This window comes from Aquisalimonas sp., assembly GCF_007120195.1.
In the GTDB taxonomy this organism is placed as follows: Bacteria; Pseudomonadota; Gammaproteobacteria; order Nitrococcales; family Aquisalimonadaceae; genus Aquisalimonas.
Map to the genome: position 1 here is coordinate 22048 of NZ_SKOG01000145.1, position 17085 is coordinate 39132.

Sequence of the window (17085 nt, forward strand, 5' to 3'; positions counted from 1 at the left end):
GATCGGGCCTACGGTTCCCGCTGGTACAACGCCGCAATCCGGCAAGCCGCAATCTGGGGATCCGCGGCGGCGAAGACACCGCTGATCACCGCCAGGGCATCGACCCCCAGCGTCACCAGCGGCGCCGCATTGTCCGGCGAAATGCCTCCGATGGCCACCACCGGCTGGGTATAACGGGAGACCGCCGTCGCCAACGCCTCCCAGCTCACGGGCGGCGCATGTGGTTTCGTGGGCGACGGGTACACGCGACCGAATGCGAGGTAGTCGGCGCCGGCGGCCGCCAGTCGATCGGCCCGCTCCAGCGAGCCGTTACAGGAGACGCCGAGGAGCACCCCCCGCCCGAGTCGGGCGCGCGCGGCCGCGAGCGGGGCATCACCCGCTCCGAGGTGCACCGCCCCCGCCCCGATGTCAGCGGCCAGCGCCACGTCGTCGTTGACGACGAACAGCACATCGTAATCCCGGCACAACGCTTGCAACGCCGCCGCCTCTCGAGCGCGGAGGGCGAGGTCCCCACCCTTGTCGCGATATTGCAAGACGGCCGCACCACCACGGAGCACCGATTCCACACGGGCCAACAGATGATCGGGCGGCTGCAGCCTGGCGTCGGTGATCGCGTACAGCCCCCGGATGGCGCTCGCCTCTGCCATGGTTCACCTCGCGCAGTGCCCTGCACCTCGCCCGGGATTGGAGCAAGATGCCGGACCGGGTAGAGTATGCGCCCCTCACCCAAGCATCAGGGCGACAGCAATGGAATACAAGTCTTACATGTGCGTGGTCTGTGGCTGGATCTACGAAGAAGAAGACGGCCTGCCCGAGGAGGGCATTGCAGCAGGCACGCGCTGGGAAGACATCCCCGAGAGCTTCACCTGCCCCGAGTGCGGTGCGGGCAAGGAAGACTTCGAGATGATCGAGATCTGACGCAACCCCAGACGAGCCTGGTCGGGGCACCGTTGAAGACCGTTAAGACATGACTCCGAGATACCAGGCGCTGCCAGCGCCGAGCGCGCCCAACACGGTCAGGAGTGCAGCAACCGCCGGCCAGTGGCTTCGCCGGCGCACCACCGCTTGTCGCGACCTCCTCTCCTGAACCCGCGGCTGACGGGGCACTGGTGCGCTCGCACCCGTCGAGCCCAAGCGCGCCTGCTGCAACTCAGCCTCAGCAACCACAGCCGGTTTTGGCCGCGACGCGGCCACGTGGCGGCGGTGCTCCTCGGCTTGTCGCCGATCCTCTGCTTCCACCTGCTGCTGCAAGCGCTCGAGTTTGTGCCGATCCAGCGAGGTATCGGCCTGAATCAGGCGGAACTCATCGGCGAGATCCGCATCGAAGGCAAACGGACTCCCGGCCCACGCATCGGCCTCGGCCGTGTTGCCACTCTCCGCAGCAGATGACGCCTGCGCGCCACTGAGCACCGCATTGGCTTCGCTGAGGTCCACCTGGACCGGGTTGCTGGTGCCGCCCGAGTGCCCAGTCCGGCCACGGCTGAAGGCAGGCCTGTTCGGGACCTGCGGCTCGGCCTGCATCGTGACGAGTTTTTCGGCGAGACTCACTGCGCGCTTATGGGCCTGCTGGCGCCCGCGCTCGGAGAGGTTCAGGGCTTTCTTCAGGGCCGTCACTTCCCCCAGCAACGCCGCCTGTCGATCCTCTTCGCCCGCCCCTTCCAGGCTCTGCATACTCCCCAGGGTCTCCTCCAGCTGCCTGGAGCGCTCCTGCTCCTGCGCCAGGCCACGCCGCGCCTCCGACAGCTCGGCTTCCATGGCTGCGAGTTCCTCTTCGGCGCTCTGCCAGGCATCTCTGGCGGCGATCCGCGTCTGGGCCACCTGCTCCTCGGCATTCAGACGGGCCGAAGCCTCCAGTAGCTGATACTGCCGATCGAGCTCCTCGTGCCGTCGTCGCAGGCGTTCGGCCTGCTCCCGCACCTGGCGCAATTCGCTCTGGGTTCGCGCAAGCTCATCCTCCACTTCACGGCGACGGGCAACCTCCTGGGCATGAACCCGGAGCTGCTCACCCTGCACACGCTGCCGAGTCGTTTCCGTCTGGGCCCGATAGTAGGCAACCTCCTCCTCCAGGCGTTGCTGCACGGCAGCCAGCTCCCGCTTCAGCCGCTCGACTTCAACTCCGGCGTCCTGACGCCGCGCTTCCCTTGCGCACATACGCCCTCCATTCGCCCGCGCGCGCCCACCCTGCTACCGGGCCGGCATCCACCAACCACCCAACGGGCGGCTGGGTGTTACACCCCACCAATTGCCGCCGTCAATACCCCGCCACGCCGAGGTCCAGCCCGGCGGGCACCTCGTTCAGTCGCTCAACGCCGGTTTGTACGCTGCCATCAGGACTTAGCACCAGCCAACGGTATCCAGGCGGGCGTGGATCGATACGGAAGTCATCGCTTTGCGGCTGAAACTGAACACAGGTACTCGGGCTCGCCAGCAATCTGACGCTGCCCCGCCAGCTGTCAAACTCCTGGTGCACATGCCCCCAGATCAGCGCGCGCACCGGAGTGTGCCGGTCCAAGACCTCGAACAAGGCATCGGCATTATCGAGCCCGATCCGGTCGATCCAGCCACAGCCCACGGGCAACGGCTGGTGGTGCAGACACACCACCGCGTGCCGGTCCGGGTACGCAGCGAGGCATCTGTCCAGGCGCACAAGCCGCTCGGCGGACAGATGGCCGCCGGTGGTCCCCGGCACCGTGGAATCCAGCATGAGGAACAGCCAGTCCCCGGCAATGAAATGATCGCGGCGCTGCACCGGGCCGTTGCGGAATACGCGCGCCAGTCGCTCGGCATCGTCATGATTGCCGGGAATCACCAACCCCGGCACACCCAGCCCATCGAATTGCCGCTTCGCCTCCCGGTAGGCGGCATCCGTTTCCGTGGCACCGTCGTGAACCAGATCGCCAGTGAGCAATAGCAGGTCAGTACACGCGGCGCGCTGACGCACAGCATCGATGACGGCGCGGCATGTCGCCTCCGTATCCACACCGGCCAACCGCCCGCTATCCCCATACAGGTGGGTGTCTGTGATTTGCAGAACCCGCAAGGGCCGACCCCGCGGCAAGTCCGTGGACTCCATACTGGAATTCGCTCTTGGATGCTGCCATGCGCTGAGATTGCTATCATGCTAGCTTCGCGCTGTTTCGGCTAGTTTTCTGCCGCAGCCGTCACATATCGCCTTCCCGGGCCAGACCGCGTGCGCCATTACCAGCGCCAAGTACCGTCACATGACCGAACAAACATTACAGCTGGATTCAACGCTCCATGACTACCTGCTCTCAATCGTGCCGGCTGAGACCCAGGTCGAGCAACGGTTGTGCGCACGCACGGCTCAATACGAGGCGCCGCAGATGCGCATTGGCCTGGAGCAGGCACGCTTCATGCGCGTTCTGGCGCGTGCCATGGGTGTGCGCCGCGCGCTTGAGGTAGGCACCTTTACCGGCTATTCGGCACTGGCGGTTGCCCAGGCATTACCACCGGACGGACGGCTTATCACGCTGGACAAGGATCCGCACAGCACAGCCGACGCCCGCCGATTCTGGCAGGAGGCCGGCGTTGCCGATCGCATCGAGCTGCGGCTCGAAGACGCAGCCGACGGACTCAGGGCCTTGTTGGAAGAATACGGAACGGGAACGTTCGATTTCGCATTTCTCGACGCGGACAAGGAAAACTACACCGTCTATTATGAGCTTGCTCTGGAGCTGATTCGCCCGGGCGGCCTGATCGCCGTGGACAATGTCCTCTGGTCAGGCGCGGTGGCGGACCCCAACGACGACCGGCCCAGCACCCAGGCCCTGCGGCGTTTCAATCAACGCCTGGCGGAGGATCCACGGGTCGATGTCAGTGTGGTACCCATCGGCGATGGCGTCACACTGGCGGCCAAGCTCCCCTGACGCGCCTATGCGACGCTCGATGCCCCAGGCAGGATACAACTCAACGGGAGATGACACGGATGCAAAAGCTGTTCATGGCGCTTATGGCCGCCATGCTCCTCACCGCGTGCGCCGGAACGGGTGCGCCTGGCGATTCCGAGCGATTCAAACAGGGCCGAGACGCCTACCTGAGCGGTGATTACGGTGAGGCCTTCGAACGCCTGATCACAGAAGCCGACGCCGGCAACCCCGACGCCCAATACACGATCGGCTACATGTACTACGAGGGCCTGGGCGTCAGCCGTGACGAAGAGCGGGCGCTGAGCTGGATCCGCCGGGCTGCGGATAACGGCAGCCGCAAGGCGCTCGACGCCTTGGGGGAACTCGCGAGCATGGGCGGCAACCGACCGGGCTCCAGGACTGAACCGGCCGAGGCACCCCCCGAGGGCAAGCAACCACTGCCTTCCGACCCGGTGCCAGATGCAACCGAGGAGGAGATCCGCGATGAGCTACCCCGGGAATTGACCGACGACGAGACCTAAGCCCATTGCCTGACCGCGCGGGATCGTCCCCGTTGCCTTGCGAAAACGCCGACCTACTCCCCGAGCCGCAGTGCCTTGATAAAAACCTGGGACCGGCGTTTCAGATTATACAGTGACTGTCGCTCCACCGGGAGATCCTGCAGCCGGGCAGGCTCGAATCCCCGCTCCCTGAACCAATGGGCAGTGCGCGTCGTCAGCACGAACAGGTGCTCCAGACCCCGCGTGCGGGCCTCCCGCTCCACATGGCGCAATAGCGTATCGCCCCGGTTGCCTCCTCGGTACTCGGGGTGGATGACGAAACATTCCAGCTCGGCCATGCCGGCGCTGCGATGGGGGGACAGCGCCGCGGTGGCGATAATCATGCCGTCACGTTCCACCACCAGGTAGTCACCAATGCGCGTCTCCAGTTCTTCCCGGGAGCGACGCACCAGCACCCCTTCGCGCTCCAGCGGCTCGATCAACCGCAGAATCCCCCCCACATCGTCCGCGGTGGCGGGTCGCAGCGATTCAAACGGATCACCGGCGACCAGCGTGCCGACGCCGTCGCGGGTAAACAGCTCCAGCAGCAGCCCGCCGTCGCGCTCGCGATTAACCAGATGTACGCGTTGCACGCCCTGGCGACACGCACGCACCGCCGCATCCAAAAGGCGCAGCCGTGCGGTACCGTCGCATTGCCTCCGCAAGGCCTCCAGGTGCCATCCGGCCTCTTGGAGGTCCAACTCGCGGATCAACTCGCCGGCCTCGTCGAGCAGCACGTCGCCGTCGGTGAGATAAAGCAGCTTGTCCGCCGCGAGCGCGGTGGCCGAACACAACGCCACGTCCTCGGCGACCAGATTGAACACCTCCCCCGTGGGGGAGCACCCCAGGGGCAGGACGAGCACGATATTACCGGCGGCGAGGCGCTCGCGAATGGCAGTGGTGTCTATGCGGCGGACTTCACCCGTGTGCTGGTAGTCGACGCCGTCGCGCACGCCGAGTGGTTTGGCCGTGACGAAATTTCCGGAGGCGACGCGCAAGCGGAACCCAGCCATGGGCGAATTGGCCAGGCCCATGGACAGCAGTGCCTCGATTTCTACCCGCAGGGCGCCCACGGCTTCCTTGACCGCCTCGAGCGCCGCGGCGTCGGTAATGCGGTAGTCACCGTGGTAGCGCAGCTCCACGTTTCGCAGCCGCAGGCGTTCCTCAATCTGAGGCCGGGCACCCGGCACCAGCACCACGCGAACGCCGAGGCTGTTGAGCAGGGCGATATCCTGCAGGAGCGCCGCCGCCCGCTCGCCTCGCAAGGCACCGCCGCCGACACTGACCACCATTGTGCGTCCGCGGTGGGCGTTGATGTACGGCGAGCTGCGCCGGAACCACTGGACGAAGGCAGCAGTGTCACGCGCCATGCGCCTGGCCTCCGCCAGCGACGCAAAAGCGGCGAATCAGCTGGCGCAGCAATTCCACCGTCGGCTGCAGCCGGTCCACGTCAAGATACTCATTCGGCTGGTGCGCCTGATCGATATCTCCTGGCCCGAGTACCACCACATCCATACCCAACTCGCTGAAATACGGCCCTTCGGTCCCGAACGCCACGGCCCGTGACCGCGCGCCGGTCATCTCCTCGGCGGCCTGTACGATGGCCGCGTCAACCGGCGTTTCCATGGGGGGCAGTCCCGGGAACAGCGATTCCATCTCCACATCCAGCCCGGTTTCCCCGAGGACGCGGGGCAGGCGTTGCGCCAGGATGCCCCGCAGCTCCTCTAGACTCATGCCGGGCAAGGGTCGGATGTCGATATGCAGCTCGCAGTGCGCACAGATCCGGTTCGGATTGTCGCCACCGTGGATATAGCCCAGATTGAGCGTGGGCACGGGCACCTGGAAGCGCTTGTCGACGTTGCGCGACTGCAGCTGCTGACGCCAGGCCAGCACGTCGTTCAGCACCCGGTGCATCCCCTCCAGCGCGCTATTGCCAAGGGCCGGGTCACTGGAATGCCCGGAATGCCCCCGCACCCGGATCGCCTCCATCATCATGCCCTTGTGCAGATGGACCGGCTGCAAACCGGTCGGCTCACCGATCACGGCGTGACGGCCCAGGCGACGCTCGGCATCCACCAACGCCTTGGCGCCGGTCATACCACTCTCCTCGTCAGCGGTTGCCAGCACCACCAGGGGTTGCTGCAAATCCTCCGGGCGCAGGTCCCGCACCGCCTCTACGATCAAGCCCAGGAAGGACTTCATATCCGCCGTGCCCAACCCGTAAAGCCGCCCAGCACGCGCGGTCAGTAAGAAAGGGTCCGTCTGCCAGCCTGTCTCGTCGTAGGGCACCGTGTCGGTGTGACCGGCAAGCACCAGACCGCCCTCACCGCGGCCCAGAGTGGCGATGAGATTCGCCTTTGTCTGCTCGCCCGGCACGGGCTGGATCTCAACACCGAACCCGAGACCATCCAGCCATTCCGCGAGGCGATCAACCACCGCCCGATTCCCCTGGTCCAGCATCGGGTTGACGCTGCTCACCGATGGCAAGGCGATGAGCTCCTCGAGCATCTGCATGAGCCTGGGCGGCTGTTGTGACATGGGCGAATCTCCCGTTCTATTGCCCGATCTGGAGCGGCGCCAGAGCTAGCGACGCCGGACCTCCCCACCCCGGAAGGACGAGCGGCCTGGCACCAATGTTCAGGGCGTCGGCTTCAAGGATGGATTCTGGATAAACGCACGCCGGGGGGCAAACCGGTGAATACGGACGATCCGCGGCCCGATGCCGTCTAGCGTCCCGCTAGAGTCGACCGCTGCTCCAGCTGGATCGTCGACGCCAGCGCAGTCGCGGCAGGATCAGACCGGCGAAGATCCCCGCCGCCAGCACCGACGCGCCGGCCACGAACCAGCGTTGGTCGTCGCGCTCGCGCAAGCGCTCACGCTCGTGCTCGAGATCCTGAATCGTGCGCTGCAAATCGATGACCTGCTTTTTAAGGTCCTCATTTTCCTGGTAGAGATCCAGACCCTGTTCGGCCTGCTCGATCCGCTGCTCAAGGGTCTCGCGCTCAGCCACGGAGGTGGCAAGTCGGCCCTCCAGCTCGTCGACGCGCTCACGGGCCTCGGCGAGACTTGTCTCCAGTTCCCGATTGTCGCTCTGGACATTCTCCAGCGCGCTCTCAGCGCGACTGAGCCGGGCACGGGCACTGGGCTGATCCGAGAGCAGGCGTGTCAACACCCAGCCCTCAAGTCCATTGTCCAACCGGACTTGGGTCCAGCCCGAGTCCTCACCCAGTACCTCCACGGGCGTGCCTGCGGGAACCATGCGCTGTATACGATACTGGTTACCCGGACCGCTACGCAGATCCAGGGCCAGCTCGTCGCTGATGTACCGCTCTTGAGCCATGGCGCCACCGCAGAGCAGCCAAACCATCAGAGCGACAATGGCGCAACATTTCGCAGCAACAGACACGAACCAGTCTCCAGTCAGGGGCAGGTCATTGCGGGCCGAGAATTTTAGCGCCAGCACCCGGATTCACAAGGGGCGCGGGCACACTGCGGAACCCATGGCGGATGTCAGCATAGCAGCATACGCCGGCACCCCCCAGGCCCTCCGACCAGCAAGGCCCTAAGGCGTACCCGCTTGCTGTGCTGTTAGACTCTCGAGCCTGACCAGCCAGGGGGAAGCGGCCCATGACCCAGACACCTTCACCCTTGTTCATGAAACGCGGCGAGGAGCGTCGCCTCCGGGCGGGGCATCTCTGGGTGTTCAGCAACGAGATCGACCGTGCACGCTCCCCGCTCAAGGCGTTCACGCCAGGCGACCAAGTCATCCTGCGCGACCACAGCGGCCGCGCACTGGGAAGCGCCTACGTCAACCCGAACTCGCTGCTGTGCGCGCGCCTGATCAGCCGTGATGCCGAGCGGAACCTGGACACGTCATTGCTGGTGCACCGCCTCAACATGGCCCTGGCGCTGCGCGAGCGGCATTTCCCCACACCCCATTACCGCCTGGTGCACGGCGACGGCGACGGGCTCTCGGGACTGGCGATCGACCGTTACGGCGACACCTGCGTGGTCCAGCCCAATACCGCCGGCATGGACCGGGCCCAGGAGGCGATCGTGGACGCCCTGCAACGGGTGGTTCGTCCGGCACATATCCTGATCCGCGGCGACAGCCCCGTGCGCGGCCTGGAAGGCCTTGATCCCCGCGTGGAATGGGTGGGCGGCAACGGCCCCGATGAGTTGGACATCGTCGAGAACGACCTTGCCTTCCAGGTACCCGCCACCTCCGGGCAGAAAACCGGCTGGTACTTCGACCACCGGGCCAACCGCGCCCGTCTTGCCCCCCACGTCGCCGGGGGGCGCGTACTGGACGTATTCAGCTACGCCGGCGCCTGGGGCCTGCAGGCCCTGGCCGCTGGCGCGCGGCAACTGACCGCCGTTGACAGCGCCTCCCAGGCCCTGGACGCGCTGGCGACCAACGCCAAGCGCAACGGACTGGCCGAGCAGGTAACCGCCATCGAAGGCGATGCCTTCGAAGCGCTCCGCGCCCTGCGGCAGGAAGGCGAACGCTTCAACACCGTCATCCTGGACCCGCCGGCCTTCGTCAAGCGCAAAAAAGACCTAAAGGCCGGGCTGGCGGGCTATCGGCGCCTCAATCAGCTCGCCCTACAGGTCCTGGAGAAAGACGGCACCCTGATCACCGCCTCCTGCTCCGCCCACGTGGAGGAGAGCGCCTTGCTCAAAGAAGTTCTCGCCGCGTCCCGCCACGTCGACCGTTCTCTGCAGCTCGTCGAGCGCGGCGGCCAAGCGCCCGACCACCCGGAACATCCAGCCATTCCGGAGACTCGATACCTGAAAGCCTTTTTCATGCGCGTGGCCCCGGCATGGAGTACGCCGTAGTCTTGCTAACAGCACACGCTCCCCCATTGGACACACGGCCCACGGCCCTCGATGAGGACGTGCGGAGTTCCGATTGCATAGGTACCATCGCAAATCATGTTGACCTATCCTGACATTGACCCGGTCGCCATCAATCTGGGCCCCATCGCCATCCACTGGTACGGGCTTATGTACCTGGTGGGCTTTCTCGGCGCCTGGCTCCTCGGCCGCTGGCGCGCACGCCGCGACGACAGCCCCATCCGCCCCGAACACATGGAAGACCTGCTCGTATTCGGCGCCCTCGGCGCCATCCTCGGCGGGCGCATCGGTTACGTCGTATTTTATGACCCCAACCTGCTCGCCACCGACCCGCTGGCGCTGATCCGCATCTGGGAAGGCGGCATGAGCTTCCATGGCGGGCTGCTGGGCGTGCTGGCTGCGCTGTGGCTATACAGCTGGCGCCGGGGCTGCGGTTTTCTGCGCCTCGCCGACTTCACGGCACCGCTGGTCCCGATTGGCCTGGGCGCAGGACGGATCGGCAACTTCATCAACGGCGAACTGTGGGGACGCACAAGCGACCTGCCCTGGGCCATGGTCTATCCACCCATGGGGCCGGATCCGCGCCACCCTTCACAGCTCTACCAGTTCTTGCTCGAGGGGGTGGTTCTGTTCATCGCGCTGTGGCTGTTCTCACGCAAGCCCAGGCCTACCATGGCTGTCTCGTCCCTGTTCCTGATCCTCTACGGGTCATTCCGCTTCATCGTCGAATTCGTGCGCCTGCCCGATGAACAGATCGGCTACCTCGCCTTCGGCTGGCTTACCATGGGGCATGTGCTCTCGATTCCCATGATTATCCTTGGTGGTGTTCTTTTCTACCTTGCCTATCGCGGGCGTCGGTCGACCCGCTAAGGGGGAGGGGACATTGCAGCACACTCGCCCGGAGTCACGCGCGGCCACCGCGATATCGGCGTGCGCAGGAACAACCGCATCGGGGCTGGCGCACCGTGCGTGTCGCCTTGCGAGCTGGAGGGCGAGGCCATGAGGGCCTACTTGGACTTGTTACGGGATGTGCTGGATAACGGCTCCGACCGCGGCGATCGGACCGGTGTCGGCACACGGTCGGTATTCGGCCGGCAGGTGAGATTCGACTTATCGCGTGGATTTCCCCTCCTGACGACCAAGAAGGTTCACATCAGGTCGGTCATTTACGAACTGCTTTGGTTTCTGCGCGGCGATACCAATACCGGGTACCTGAATGCCCACGGCGTGAGTATCTGGGATGAATGGGCAACCAAGGACGGAGACCTCGGTCCAGTGTACGGCAAGCAATGGCGTTCCTGGGGCGGTCCAAACGGCGAAACCATCGACCAGATTAGCGAAGTCATTCATTTGATCGCCACTGACCCTACGTCGAGACGCCTGCTTGTCGGCAGCTGGAATCCCGCTGAACTCCCCCTCGACGGCCTCGCCCCCCAGGACAACGTCCGCCACGGTCGGATGGCCCTTGCGCCCTGTCACTGCTTGTTCCAGTTTTATGTGGACAACGGCAGGCTGAGCTGCCAGCTCTATCAACGCAGCGCGGACCTGTTCCTGGGGGTGCCTTTCAATATTGCGAGTTATGCCCTTCTAACGCACATGATTGCCCAGCAGTGCAATCTCGAACTCGGAGAGTTTATCCACACGTTCGGCGACCTGCATCTCTACAGGAACCATCTAACCGATGATATCGTCTACGAGCAGCTTCGTCGCGAACCGCGCCCGCCACCGCGCTTGACGATCAAGCGCAAACCCGTGTCGATATTTGACTACGCATTCGAGGATTTCGCGTTTCACGGGTACGATCCGCATCCGGCCATCAAGGCTCCTATCGCCGTGTGACTGACCGGAAGACCGGGGCAGCGTCACCGCCTCAACACCACCGCTGTGCGGGGTTGGATTGGATCGGGCGCCGGTGCCATGCTGTCCCGCCAGCGTAGCCTCTTGCGTCCGCGCCCGCCCGAATCCGGCCAGGATGACGAAGAGCTGCCGGTGCCGCCCGTCGGATCCGGCCACGGCTGGCATACTATCCGTCCAAAACGGATGGTCGCATCAGTATTAGGTAATACCCGCATCAATGTAGGGGAACACTCGTATCAATATGGGGGGATCCCGAATAATGAAACATGGTAGCATCGACGGATACAGGCTGGCGGACACTGCTCCCCTTGGCTTACGGGTGTCGTTCTGATCATCGCGGTGACTGGGCCGCCGGCTTGCGCGGGCAACGGACCGCCCTGGCCCGCAACTCGGCAATCTTGGCGGATGGGACCATGCCGGATAAGCAACGCCCTCTCGACCCGCAACGGCTGTTGGTACTCCGGGCACTGCTCGTATTCACGGTTTTCGGCTGCCTGTTTTTCGCCATACTGAACCTCTCGCGTGGCGTCTACCCGCTCGCTGCCATCGAGCTCGTCATCGCCGGCTTTTCGGCCTGGCTCTACTACTGGATCGAGCGCACGCCCGTTCCCCAGCGGTGGCTGATGATCTATCTGGTGCTGTTTTTCGGCACAATAATGGTCGCGATCGGTACCCCCAGCGGAACAGCGACCATCTTTGTCTGGGTGTTCCTGATTCCGCTCATTGCTCACCTGCTGCTCGGGCGCGCGCGCGGTCTGGCGGTGTCGGTGGTGTTCCTGGCCCTGGCGGCGACCCTCTACTTCTATCGCATGCACGGCCACAGTGAACTGATGGAGGTGATCGCGATCGCCAACGTGGTCATCTGCGCGTTCGTCATCACGGGCTTGTCGTACGCCTATGAAGCGGGGCGGGAGCAAACCGAGCGCCGCCTCCAGGAGTTGGCCTCCACCGACGCGTTGACCGGGTTGCCGAACCGCGGGGCGCTGGAGCCGATCCTGCGGCACAAACAGGCGGAAGCCCTGCGGGATGCGTCGGAGTTTGCCGTGTTGTCCATGGATCTCGACTATTTTAAGGCAATCAATGATGACTATGGTCATCAGGTGGGGGATCGCACCCTGGTGGTATTCGCGGAGCTACTCAGGCAGCGGCTTCGAGCCAGTGATGTGCCGTGCCGCTGGGGTGGCGAGGAGTTCCAGGTGCTGCTCAGTGGCACCGGGCGCGCGGGCGCGGCACGCATCGCCGAAGACATCCGCAATGCCCTCGCCACGACTGAGATCACGGCCGAAGACCACTGTTTTCGCATGACCATCAGCGTTGGCGTTGCCGTCTACCCAGAGGATGCCAGCGACACGCCGGAGTTGCTGCTCGTCGCGGATCGACGGCTTTATCAGGCAAAGACACAAGGCCGCAACCGGGTCGTCGACGGCAGCGCTGATGGACAGGCCAGGTACGTGCGCATGGGTGAGCCCCCTGGTGTCGATGCTCAGCGATCCCGCAAAAAAACCCTCAGGGCCCACTAACCCTTCAATACGTACGGCCAGTCATCAGCCGCCTGGGCGGCCTCTTCACGGGTATAGAATCGGCCCCGGCGGACGAATCCCGCGACAACTGACGCCTTCACGGAAACCACTTTCCCCGTGTCGGAACGTTCCAGGACCCAGTCCTCGGGCAAGCCGTCAAGCAGGTGCATCGGTGCCGGCAAACCGTCCCTGTCGCGCGCGAGCGCCACGACACCCGAGGCCTCGTCCCGGAAGGCAGCCCGGAATCCCTGTTCCCGGTTATTTCCGCTAACGCCACAGCTGCCCATGTACTTGATGTTGTCCTGGATCAGTTGGTCTCCATCCAGCGGGCGAATCGCGGGCTGCGCGTTCTCGGAAGTGTCACATTGTTTTACATGCTGGCTGCCACCCGCACCCAGCGACGTGCTCATGCGCGGTTCTTTCATCGACAGGCCCATGGCAGGCCTCCTCCCACTCACACCGGTAATGCGCCCATGCTGAATATGAAAGCATCACTCATGCCACATGCGTGAGCTCTCAAACCGCGCGCAGCCCCTTCGCGCACGCCCCGTCAACAGCGATCGGGCGGTCTGCCCGGCGCAACGGACCCGAGGCGGGGGGACGGCAACTGCGGTGACGCGACCCACGACTAAGTGGCACATATGATGCTTGTTTTTGTATGTCGCGACTTCATAGGTGGCTTCGTTATGGACAAGACGCAGGACACGATCAAATTGCACGGAGGCGGTCCGAATATGCCGGAGGCCAGGGTTCAGCAATCAGCGTTCGATTTTTTGACGCTCACACTCGAAGTGAACCGGCACTGTATGGACGCTTGGTTCCAGGTGCTTCTATGGCCCTGGGGGTTGCAATGGACGCAACCCGCCGTCCCCGGGGAAAGCGATAATGTTATCAGACCGACCTTTGGTCGCCCCCAGTTCTGGCGACGACCGGGAGTGGCACCGGTGATCCCCTTTCGCTCCAAAACGAATCCGCGTCAAAGCGGTAGGCCTTAAGGGGCCTCGCACCGATCCCTGGCGCCGGCATGCTCAAGCCCCCTCGCTGCGTCAGGGTGTCGGGTGTCCATTGCAGTGCCGCGATGGCGCCGCCCCTCATCACCTGCAACATGTGTGTCGGCGTGCTTTACACCGCAAGGGGTGCCTAGGGCATCCCTTTTTCATGAGGCTTGACGTCAGCGTGGTCGAATGGACCACACCACCACAAGCGCAATCGCTAATGGCTTGGCAAGCGCCGTGAGGATTCGCGAATGGGTGTGGATCCTCCTGTCGGCATGACTCAGGCCTTCGGTTGAACTCGAACATCGGCGCATGCCCGAATAGGCTGACAAAGTGATAGGCTACGTGACGTATTGCGAAAGCCGCGGAAGAGCTGCGAGCGGCGGAAGGGTTGTTTGTGTCTAGTCAATGGCCGTTCGCCGAGGCCGCGGGTTGAGGCGTCGCCGTGGTTGAGCCGTGGTTCGTATGATTTCCATGATTGCCGCACTCACGCCGGGTTACGTCATCGGCCAGGGGAACGATCTGCCCTGGCGCATCCCCGATGATCTGCGTCACTTCAAACGCTCGACCCTCTGCAAACCGGTCATCATGGGTCGCCGTAACTATCGAGCCATCGGCCGGCCGTTACCGCACCGGCAGAACATCGTCATGAGCCGTCAGCCCGATTTCCAGGCCCCCGGCTGCCAAGTGGTTGGCGACGCGCAAGCGGCGCTGGAGGCCACCGCAGAGGCACCCGAGATCATGATCATCGGCGGAGCCGAGATCTACCGCGTGTTTCTGCCGCGGGCGGACCGCCTGTATCTCACTTGGGTGGCCACCGAGCTTGTCGGCGACACCTGGTTTCCGAAGTTCGACCCCGAACTGTGGACCGTCACCGCCGAGCACTGGCAACCTGCCGGGGAGGGCACCCCCTACCCTCTGCATTTTCAGACGCTGGACCGCCGATAGGGGCGCGCGCACCGGGACACCATCGGCGGCGGGTGCACAAGCAGAATAAAGTGATACAATAGCTGTACAATCGGCGTGGCGATTCACCGCGGCGGCCCACAGGAGTGAGCGCATTGAGTAAAGGGCTTTACCCGATACGAACCATTTCATCCATGACGGGGGTGAATCCGGTGACGCTGAGGGCCTGGGAGCGCCGCTACGGACTGATCCGCCCGGAGCGAACACCAAAAGGGCATCGTCTCTACACAGAGCGCGACATTGACCGCATCAAACAGATCCTTGTCCTCCTCGACCGCGGTATCCCCATCAGTCAGGCCCGCCAGGTGCTTGACGCGCACGAGCCCACCACCCCGGAACCCCACACCGGCGCAGGCACCACAGAGGCGGACGAGGATGTCTGGAGCGGGTTTTTGACACACATGCGCACGGCGGCAAGCGTCTACGATGACCAGACGCTCGACGAGGTGCTCGACGAGGCGCTGTCGTTATTCCCGGCGATCCAGGTGCAGCGGCGCCTCCTGGCGCCCCTTCACCGACGCCTCGCCGCTGCCGAGAGCGCGGACGACCGCGCCGTGCATGCATTCTTACTCGGGTGGCTGCGCACTGTGCTGTCCACCCGCTTACACCACCGCAGCCGCCGGGCCACGGGTCCGCGTTTGCTCATCGCCAGCCAGGACACCCCGGGGGACGACATTCCCTTGCTGCTGCTGGCGCTGGAAGCCATTGAACGCGGCTACCGCACGCTGCTGCTCGCCGGGAGCGTATCCGGCGAGGCGCTGAGCGCGGCGGCCCGTGACAGCGGCCCCGAGGGGTTGCTGCTGTGGAGCGAACAGCACGCGCCGCCTGGCGGGGTCTCTGCACCCGCGGTGCCGGAGGGGTTACCGGTATTCCTGGCCGGCGCCGCCGCGCAGTGGCGCCTGAACGCCACCAACACCACGGCCCTGGAAGGGGACACCGCGCAAATGCTCGATGGTGTCGACGCCCGCTATCGCGGCTGTCATACCGTATGACACCGGTGGTGGTGTGGTTTCGCCGCGACCTGCGCCTCGCAGACAATCCAGCGCTGTGCGCCGCTGCCCAGGCAGGGCCTGTCCTTCCCGTCTACATTCACGCGCCGGAAGAGGAGCAACCCTGGCCCCCCGGCGGCGCCAGCCGCTGGTGGCTGCACCACAGCCTGATTGCCTTGGAGCGAAGCCTGGCTGAATACGCTCTGCCACTGATTACCCTGCGCGCCCCATGCAGCCTGGACGCCCTGCGGCGCGTCATCCGTGACACGGGCGCCCAACAGGTCGTCTGGAACCGGCTCTACGACCCGGCCATCACCGCGCGGGACAGCGCCATCAAAGAGAGCCTCCACAGTGAGGGGATCAATGCGAACAGCTACAACGGCGCTCTGTTATGCGAGCCTTGGGAGGTGGGCAAGGTTAGCGGCGGTCACTACAAGACTTACACCCCGTTCTGGCGCACGCTGCGCCGGCTGGTGAATCCCGCAAAGCCCCTGCGCGTGCCCGAGGTGCAACGGCCGGATAGCATCCCGGAACATGTCACCGTCGCCGATCTGGCGCTGCTGCCCCGCATCCCCTGGGACCGCGGTTTTCATCCCGTATGGTCACCCGGCGAGGCCGGTGCCCTGCAGCGCTTGAGCACCTTTCTGGCGGACCGCTTGCGTGGCTACGGCAATAACCGTGAGCTGCCTGCAGTTGCCGGCACGTCCGGTTTGTCGCCGCACTTGCATCACGGCGAGATCAGCCCGCGCCAAATCTGGACGGCAACGCAATCAGCCGCTGCGGCCGGCGAAGGCGATGACGCCGAGACCTATTTGAGCGAACTCGCCTGGCGCGAATTCGGCCATCACCTGCTGTTCCATTATCCGGACATGCCGCACGACCCCATCGATACGCGCTTTCGGGCATTCCCCTGGAGCGCACACGCCGAAGAGGCCCTGGTGGCCTGGCGCGCGGGCCGCACTGGCATCCCCATTGTGGATGCCGGCATGCGCGAGCTCTGGACCACCGGCTGGATGCACAACCGCCTGCGTATGGTCGTGGGCTCGCTGCTTACCAAGAACCTGCGCGTTCCTTGGCAGCTGGGCGAGGCCTGGTTCTGGGATACCCTGGTGGACGCCGATCTCGCCAACAACAGCATGGGCTGGCAATGGATCCAAGGCTGTGGCGCCGACGCCGCGCCCTACTTCCGCATCTTCAACCCCGTGCGCCAGGGCCAACGCTTTGACCCCGACGGCGCCTACGTGCGCCGGTGGCTGCCCGAGCTCGCACACCTGCCGGCGCGGCACATCCACGCGCCTTGGCAGGCGCCGCCGGGCGTCCTCCACCAGGCGGGCGTACGCCTTGGTCGCACCTACCCCCGGCCCACTGTGGACCTGGCGGCGTCGCGAAAGGAGGCGCTGGAGGCATATCGCGCCATCCGGTGACCTACGGCAACCTTGGCGGACCCCACGGCGGTTCCGGTATGATTTGCAAGC

17 protein-coding genes are annotated in these 17085 nt (G+C 64.7%); 10 read left to right on the forward strand and 7 right to left on the reverse strand.

Annotated features, from left to right (window positions below):
- Positions 1-8: 8 nt before the first annotated feature.
- Positions 9-647, reverse strand: coding sequence for a thiamine phosphate synthase (gene thiE, locus QZT63_RS10750; protein ID WP_290651053.1), 639 nt, complete (start codon positions 645-647; stop codon positions 9-11).
- 100 nt (positions 648-747) lie between these two features.
- On the opposite strand from thiE, the gene QZT63_RS10755 reads away from it, so the two are divergent.
- A complete protein-coding gene (locus QZT63_RS10755; RefSeq protein ID WP_290651055.1) occupies positions 748-918 on the forward strand; it encodes a rubredoxin in 171 nt (56 codons plus the stop codon).
- Positions 919-960: 42 nt separating this feature from the next.
- Here the strand turns inward: QZT63_RS10755 and QZT63_RS10760 are convergent, their stop codons facing one another.
- Together QZT63_RS10760 and cpdA are read right to left on the reverse strand one after the other, a co-directional pair.
- Positions 961-2151, reverse strand: coding sequence for a hypothetical protein (locus QZT63_RS10760; protein ID WP_290651057.1), 1191 nt, complete (start codon positions 2149-2151; stop codon positions 961-963).
- A gap of 100 nt (positions 2152-2251) precedes the next feature.
- Positions 2252-3073 carry a 3',5'-cyclic-AMP phosphodiesterase gene (gene cpdA / locus QZT63_RS10765; RefSeq protein ID WP_290651059.1) on the reverse strand — a complete coding sequence of 274 codons (822 nt, stop codon included), beginning with the start codon at positions 3071-3073 and terminating at the stop codon, positions 2252-2254.
- 148 nt (positions 3074-3221) lie between these two features.
- On the opposite strand from cpdA, the gene QZT63_RS10770 reads away from it, so the two are divergent.
- Together QZT63_RS10770 and QZT63_RS10775 are read left to right on the forward strand one after the other, a co-directional pair.
- A complete protein-coding gene (locus tag QZT63_RS10770; protein WP_290651061.1) occupies positions 3222-3887 on the forward strand; it encodes a class I SAM-dependent methyltransferase in 666 nt (221 codons plus the stop codon).
- 59 nt (positions 3888-3946) lie between these two features.
- Positions 3947-4408: a hypothetical protein gene (locus tag QZT63_RS10775; protein WP_290651063.1), complete on the forward strand. Its 462-nt coding sequence runs from the start codon at positions 3947-3949 to the stop codon at positions 4406-4408.
- A gap of 53 nt (positions 4409-4461) precedes the next feature.
- Here QZT63_RS10775 and argA read toward each other — a convergent pair whose 3' ends face one another.
- From argA to QZT63_RS10790, 3 genes are all read right to left on the reverse strand, one after another.
- The gene (gene argA, locus QZT63_RS10780) at positions 4462-5796 is read right to left on the reverse strand and encodes an amino-acid N-acetyltransferase (RefSeq protein WP_290651065.1); all 1335 of its coding nucleotides are present in this window, start codon (positions 5794-5796) and stop codon (positions 4462-4464) included.
- Positions 5786-6964 (reverse strand): acetylornithine deacetylase, encoded by a 1179-nt coding sequence (gene argE, locus QZT63_RS10785; protein WP_290651067.1) that lies wholly within the window; start codon positions 6962-6964, stop codon positions 5786-5788. The genes argA and argE overlap by 11 nt, the downstream gene beginning before the upstream one ends.
- A 199-nt stretch (positions 6965-7163) precedes the next feature.
- On the reverse strand, positions 7164-7766 hold the full coding sequence (locus tag QZT63_RS10790) for a TIGR04211 family SH3 domain-containing protein (protein WP_290651069.1): 603 nt from the start codon (positions 7764-7766) through the stop codon (positions 7164-7166).
- Positions 7767-8053: 287 nt separating this feature from the next.
- Between QZT63_RS10790 and QZT63_RS10795 the strand changes: the two genes are divergently transcribed.
- The 4 genes from QZT63_RS10795 to QZT63_RS10810 all read left to right on the forward strand — a co-directional run bounded on the left by QZT63_RS10795 (position 8054) and on the right by QZT63_RS10810 (position 12660).
- Positions 8054-9265 (forward strand): class I SAM-dependent rRNA methyltransferase, encoded by a 1212-nt coding sequence (locus QZT63_RS10795; protein WP_290651070.1) that lies wholly within the window; start codon positions 8054-8056, stop codon positions 9263-9265.
- Positions 9266-9361: 96 nt separating this feature from the next.
- The gene (gene lgt / locus QZT63_RS10800; RefSeq protein ID WP_290651071.1) at positions 9362-10153 is read left to right on the forward strand and encodes a prolipoprotein diacylglyceryl transferase; all 792 of its coding nucleotides are present in this window, start codon (positions 9362-9364) and stop codon (positions 10151-10153) included.
- A gap of 129 nt (positions 10154-10282) precedes the next feature.
- Positions 10283-11122: a thymidylate synthase gene (locus tag QZT63_RS10805; RefSeq protein WP_290651073.1), complete on the forward strand. Its 840-nt coding sequence runs from the start codon at positions 10283-10285 to the stop codon at positions 11120-11122.
- 431 nt (positions 11123-11553) lie between these two features.
- Positions 11554-12660, forward strand: coding sequence for a GGDEF domain-containing protein (locus QZT63_RS10810; protein WP_290651075.1), 1107 nt, complete (start codon positions 11554-11556; stop codon positions 12658-12660).
- Here the strand turns inward: QZT63_RS10810 and QZT63_RS10815 are convergent.
- Positions 12657-13097 (reverse strand): hypothetical protein, encoded by a 441-nt coding sequence (locus tag QZT63_RS10815; RefSeq protein ID WP_290651077.1) that lies wholly within the window; start codon positions 13095-13097, stop codon positions 12657-12659. The genes QZT63_RS10810 and QZT63_RS10815 overlap by 4 nt on opposite strands.
- A gap of 1023 nt (positions 13098-14120) precedes the next feature.
- On the opposite strand from QZT63_RS10815, the gene QZT63_RS10820 reads away from it, so the two are divergent.
- From QZT63_RS10820 to QZT63_RS10830, 3 genes are all read left to right on the forward strand, one after another.
- The gene (locus QZT63_RS10820; RefSeq protein WP_290651079.1) at positions 14121-14603 is read left to right on the forward strand and encodes a dihydrofolate reductase; all 483 of its coding nucleotides are present in this window, start codon (positions 14121-14123) and stop codon (positions 14601-14603) included.
- Between the two features lie 113 nt (positions 14604-14716).
- On the forward strand, positions 14717-15613 hold the full coding sequence (locus tag QZT63_RS10825; RefSeq protein WP_290651081.1) for a MerR family transcriptional regulator: 897 nt from the start codon (positions 14717-14719) through the stop codon (positions 15611-15613).
- Positions 15610-17034 (forward strand): deoxyribodipyrimidine photo-lyase, encoded by a 1425-nt coding sequence (locus QZT63_RS10830; protein ID WP_290651083.1) that lies wholly within the window; start codon positions 15610-15612, stop codon positions 17032-17034. The genes QZT63_RS10825 and QZT63_RS10830 overlap by 4 nt, the downstream gene beginning before the upstream one ends.
- Positions 17035-17085 lie beyond the last annotated feature (51 nt).

Excerpts from the sequence above, each read along its gene's own strand:
- QZT63_RS10795 (WP_290651070.1), top strand. The coding sequence starts at position 8,054 with ATGACCCAGACACCTTCACCCTTGTTCATGAAACGCGGCGAGGAGCGT.
- QZT63_RS10830 (WP_290651083.1), top strand. The coding sequence starts at position 15,610 with ATGACACCGGTGGTGGTGTGGTTTCGCCGCGACCTGCGCCTCGCAGAC.
- QZT63_RS10775 (WP_290651063.1), top strand. The coding sequence starts at position 3,947 with ATGCAAAAGCTGTTCATGGCGCTTATGGCCGCCATGCTCCTCACCGCG.
- argE (WP_290651067.1), bottom strand. The coding sequence starts at position 6,964 with ATGTCACAACAGCCGCCCAGGCTCATGCAGATGCTCGAGGAGCTCATC.
- QZT63_RS10810 (WP_290651075.1), top strand. The coding sequence starts at position 11,554 with ATGCCGGATAAGCAACGCCCTCTCGACCCGCAACGGCTGTTGGTACTC.
- thiE (WP_290651053.1), bottom strand. The coding sequence starts at position 647 with ATGGCAGAGGCGAGCGCCATCCGGGGGCTGTACGCGATCACCGACGCC.
- cpdA (WP_290651059.1), bottom strand. The coding sequence starts at position 3,073 with ATGGAGTCCACGGACTTGCCGCGGGGTCGGCCCTTGCGGGTTCTGCAA.
- QZT63_RS10770 (WP_290651061.1), top strand. The coding sequence starts at position 3,222 with ATGACCGAACAAACATTACAGCTGGATTCAACGCTCCATGACTACCTG.
- QZT63_RS10760 (WP_290651057.1), bottom strand. The coding sequence starts at position 2,151 with ATGTGCGCAAGGGAAGCGCGGCGTCAGGACGCCGGAGTTGAAGTCGAG.
- lgt (WP_290651071.1), top strand. The coding sequence starts at position 9,362 with ATGTTGACCTATCCTGACATTGACCCGGTCGCCATCAATCTGGGCCCC.
- QZT63_RS10790 (WP_290651069.1), bottom strand. The coding sequence starts at position 7,766 with ATGGCTCAAGAGCGGTACATCAGCGACGAGCTGGCCCTGGATCTGCGT.
- QZT63_RS10820 (WP_290651079.1), top strand. The coding sequence starts at position 14,121 with ATGATTTCCATGATTGCCGCACTCACGCCGGGTTACGTCATCGGCCAG.
- argA (WP_290651065.1), bottom strand. The coding sequence starts at position 5,796 with ATGGCGCGTGACACTGCTGCCTTCGTCCAGTGGTTCCGGCGCAGCTCG.
- QZT63_RS10755 (WP_290651055.1), top strand. The coding sequence starts at position 748 with ATGGAATACAAGTCTTACATGTGCGTGGTCTGTGGCTGGATCTACGAA.
- QZT63_RS10805 (WP_290651073.1), top strand. The coding sequence starts at position 10,283 with ATGAGGGCCTACTTGGACTTGTTACGGGATGTGCTGGATAACGGCTCC.
- QZT63_RS10815 (WP_290651077.1), bottom strand. The coding sequence starts at position 13,097 with ATGGGCCTGTCGATGAAAGAACCGCGCATGAGCACGTCGCTGGGTGCG.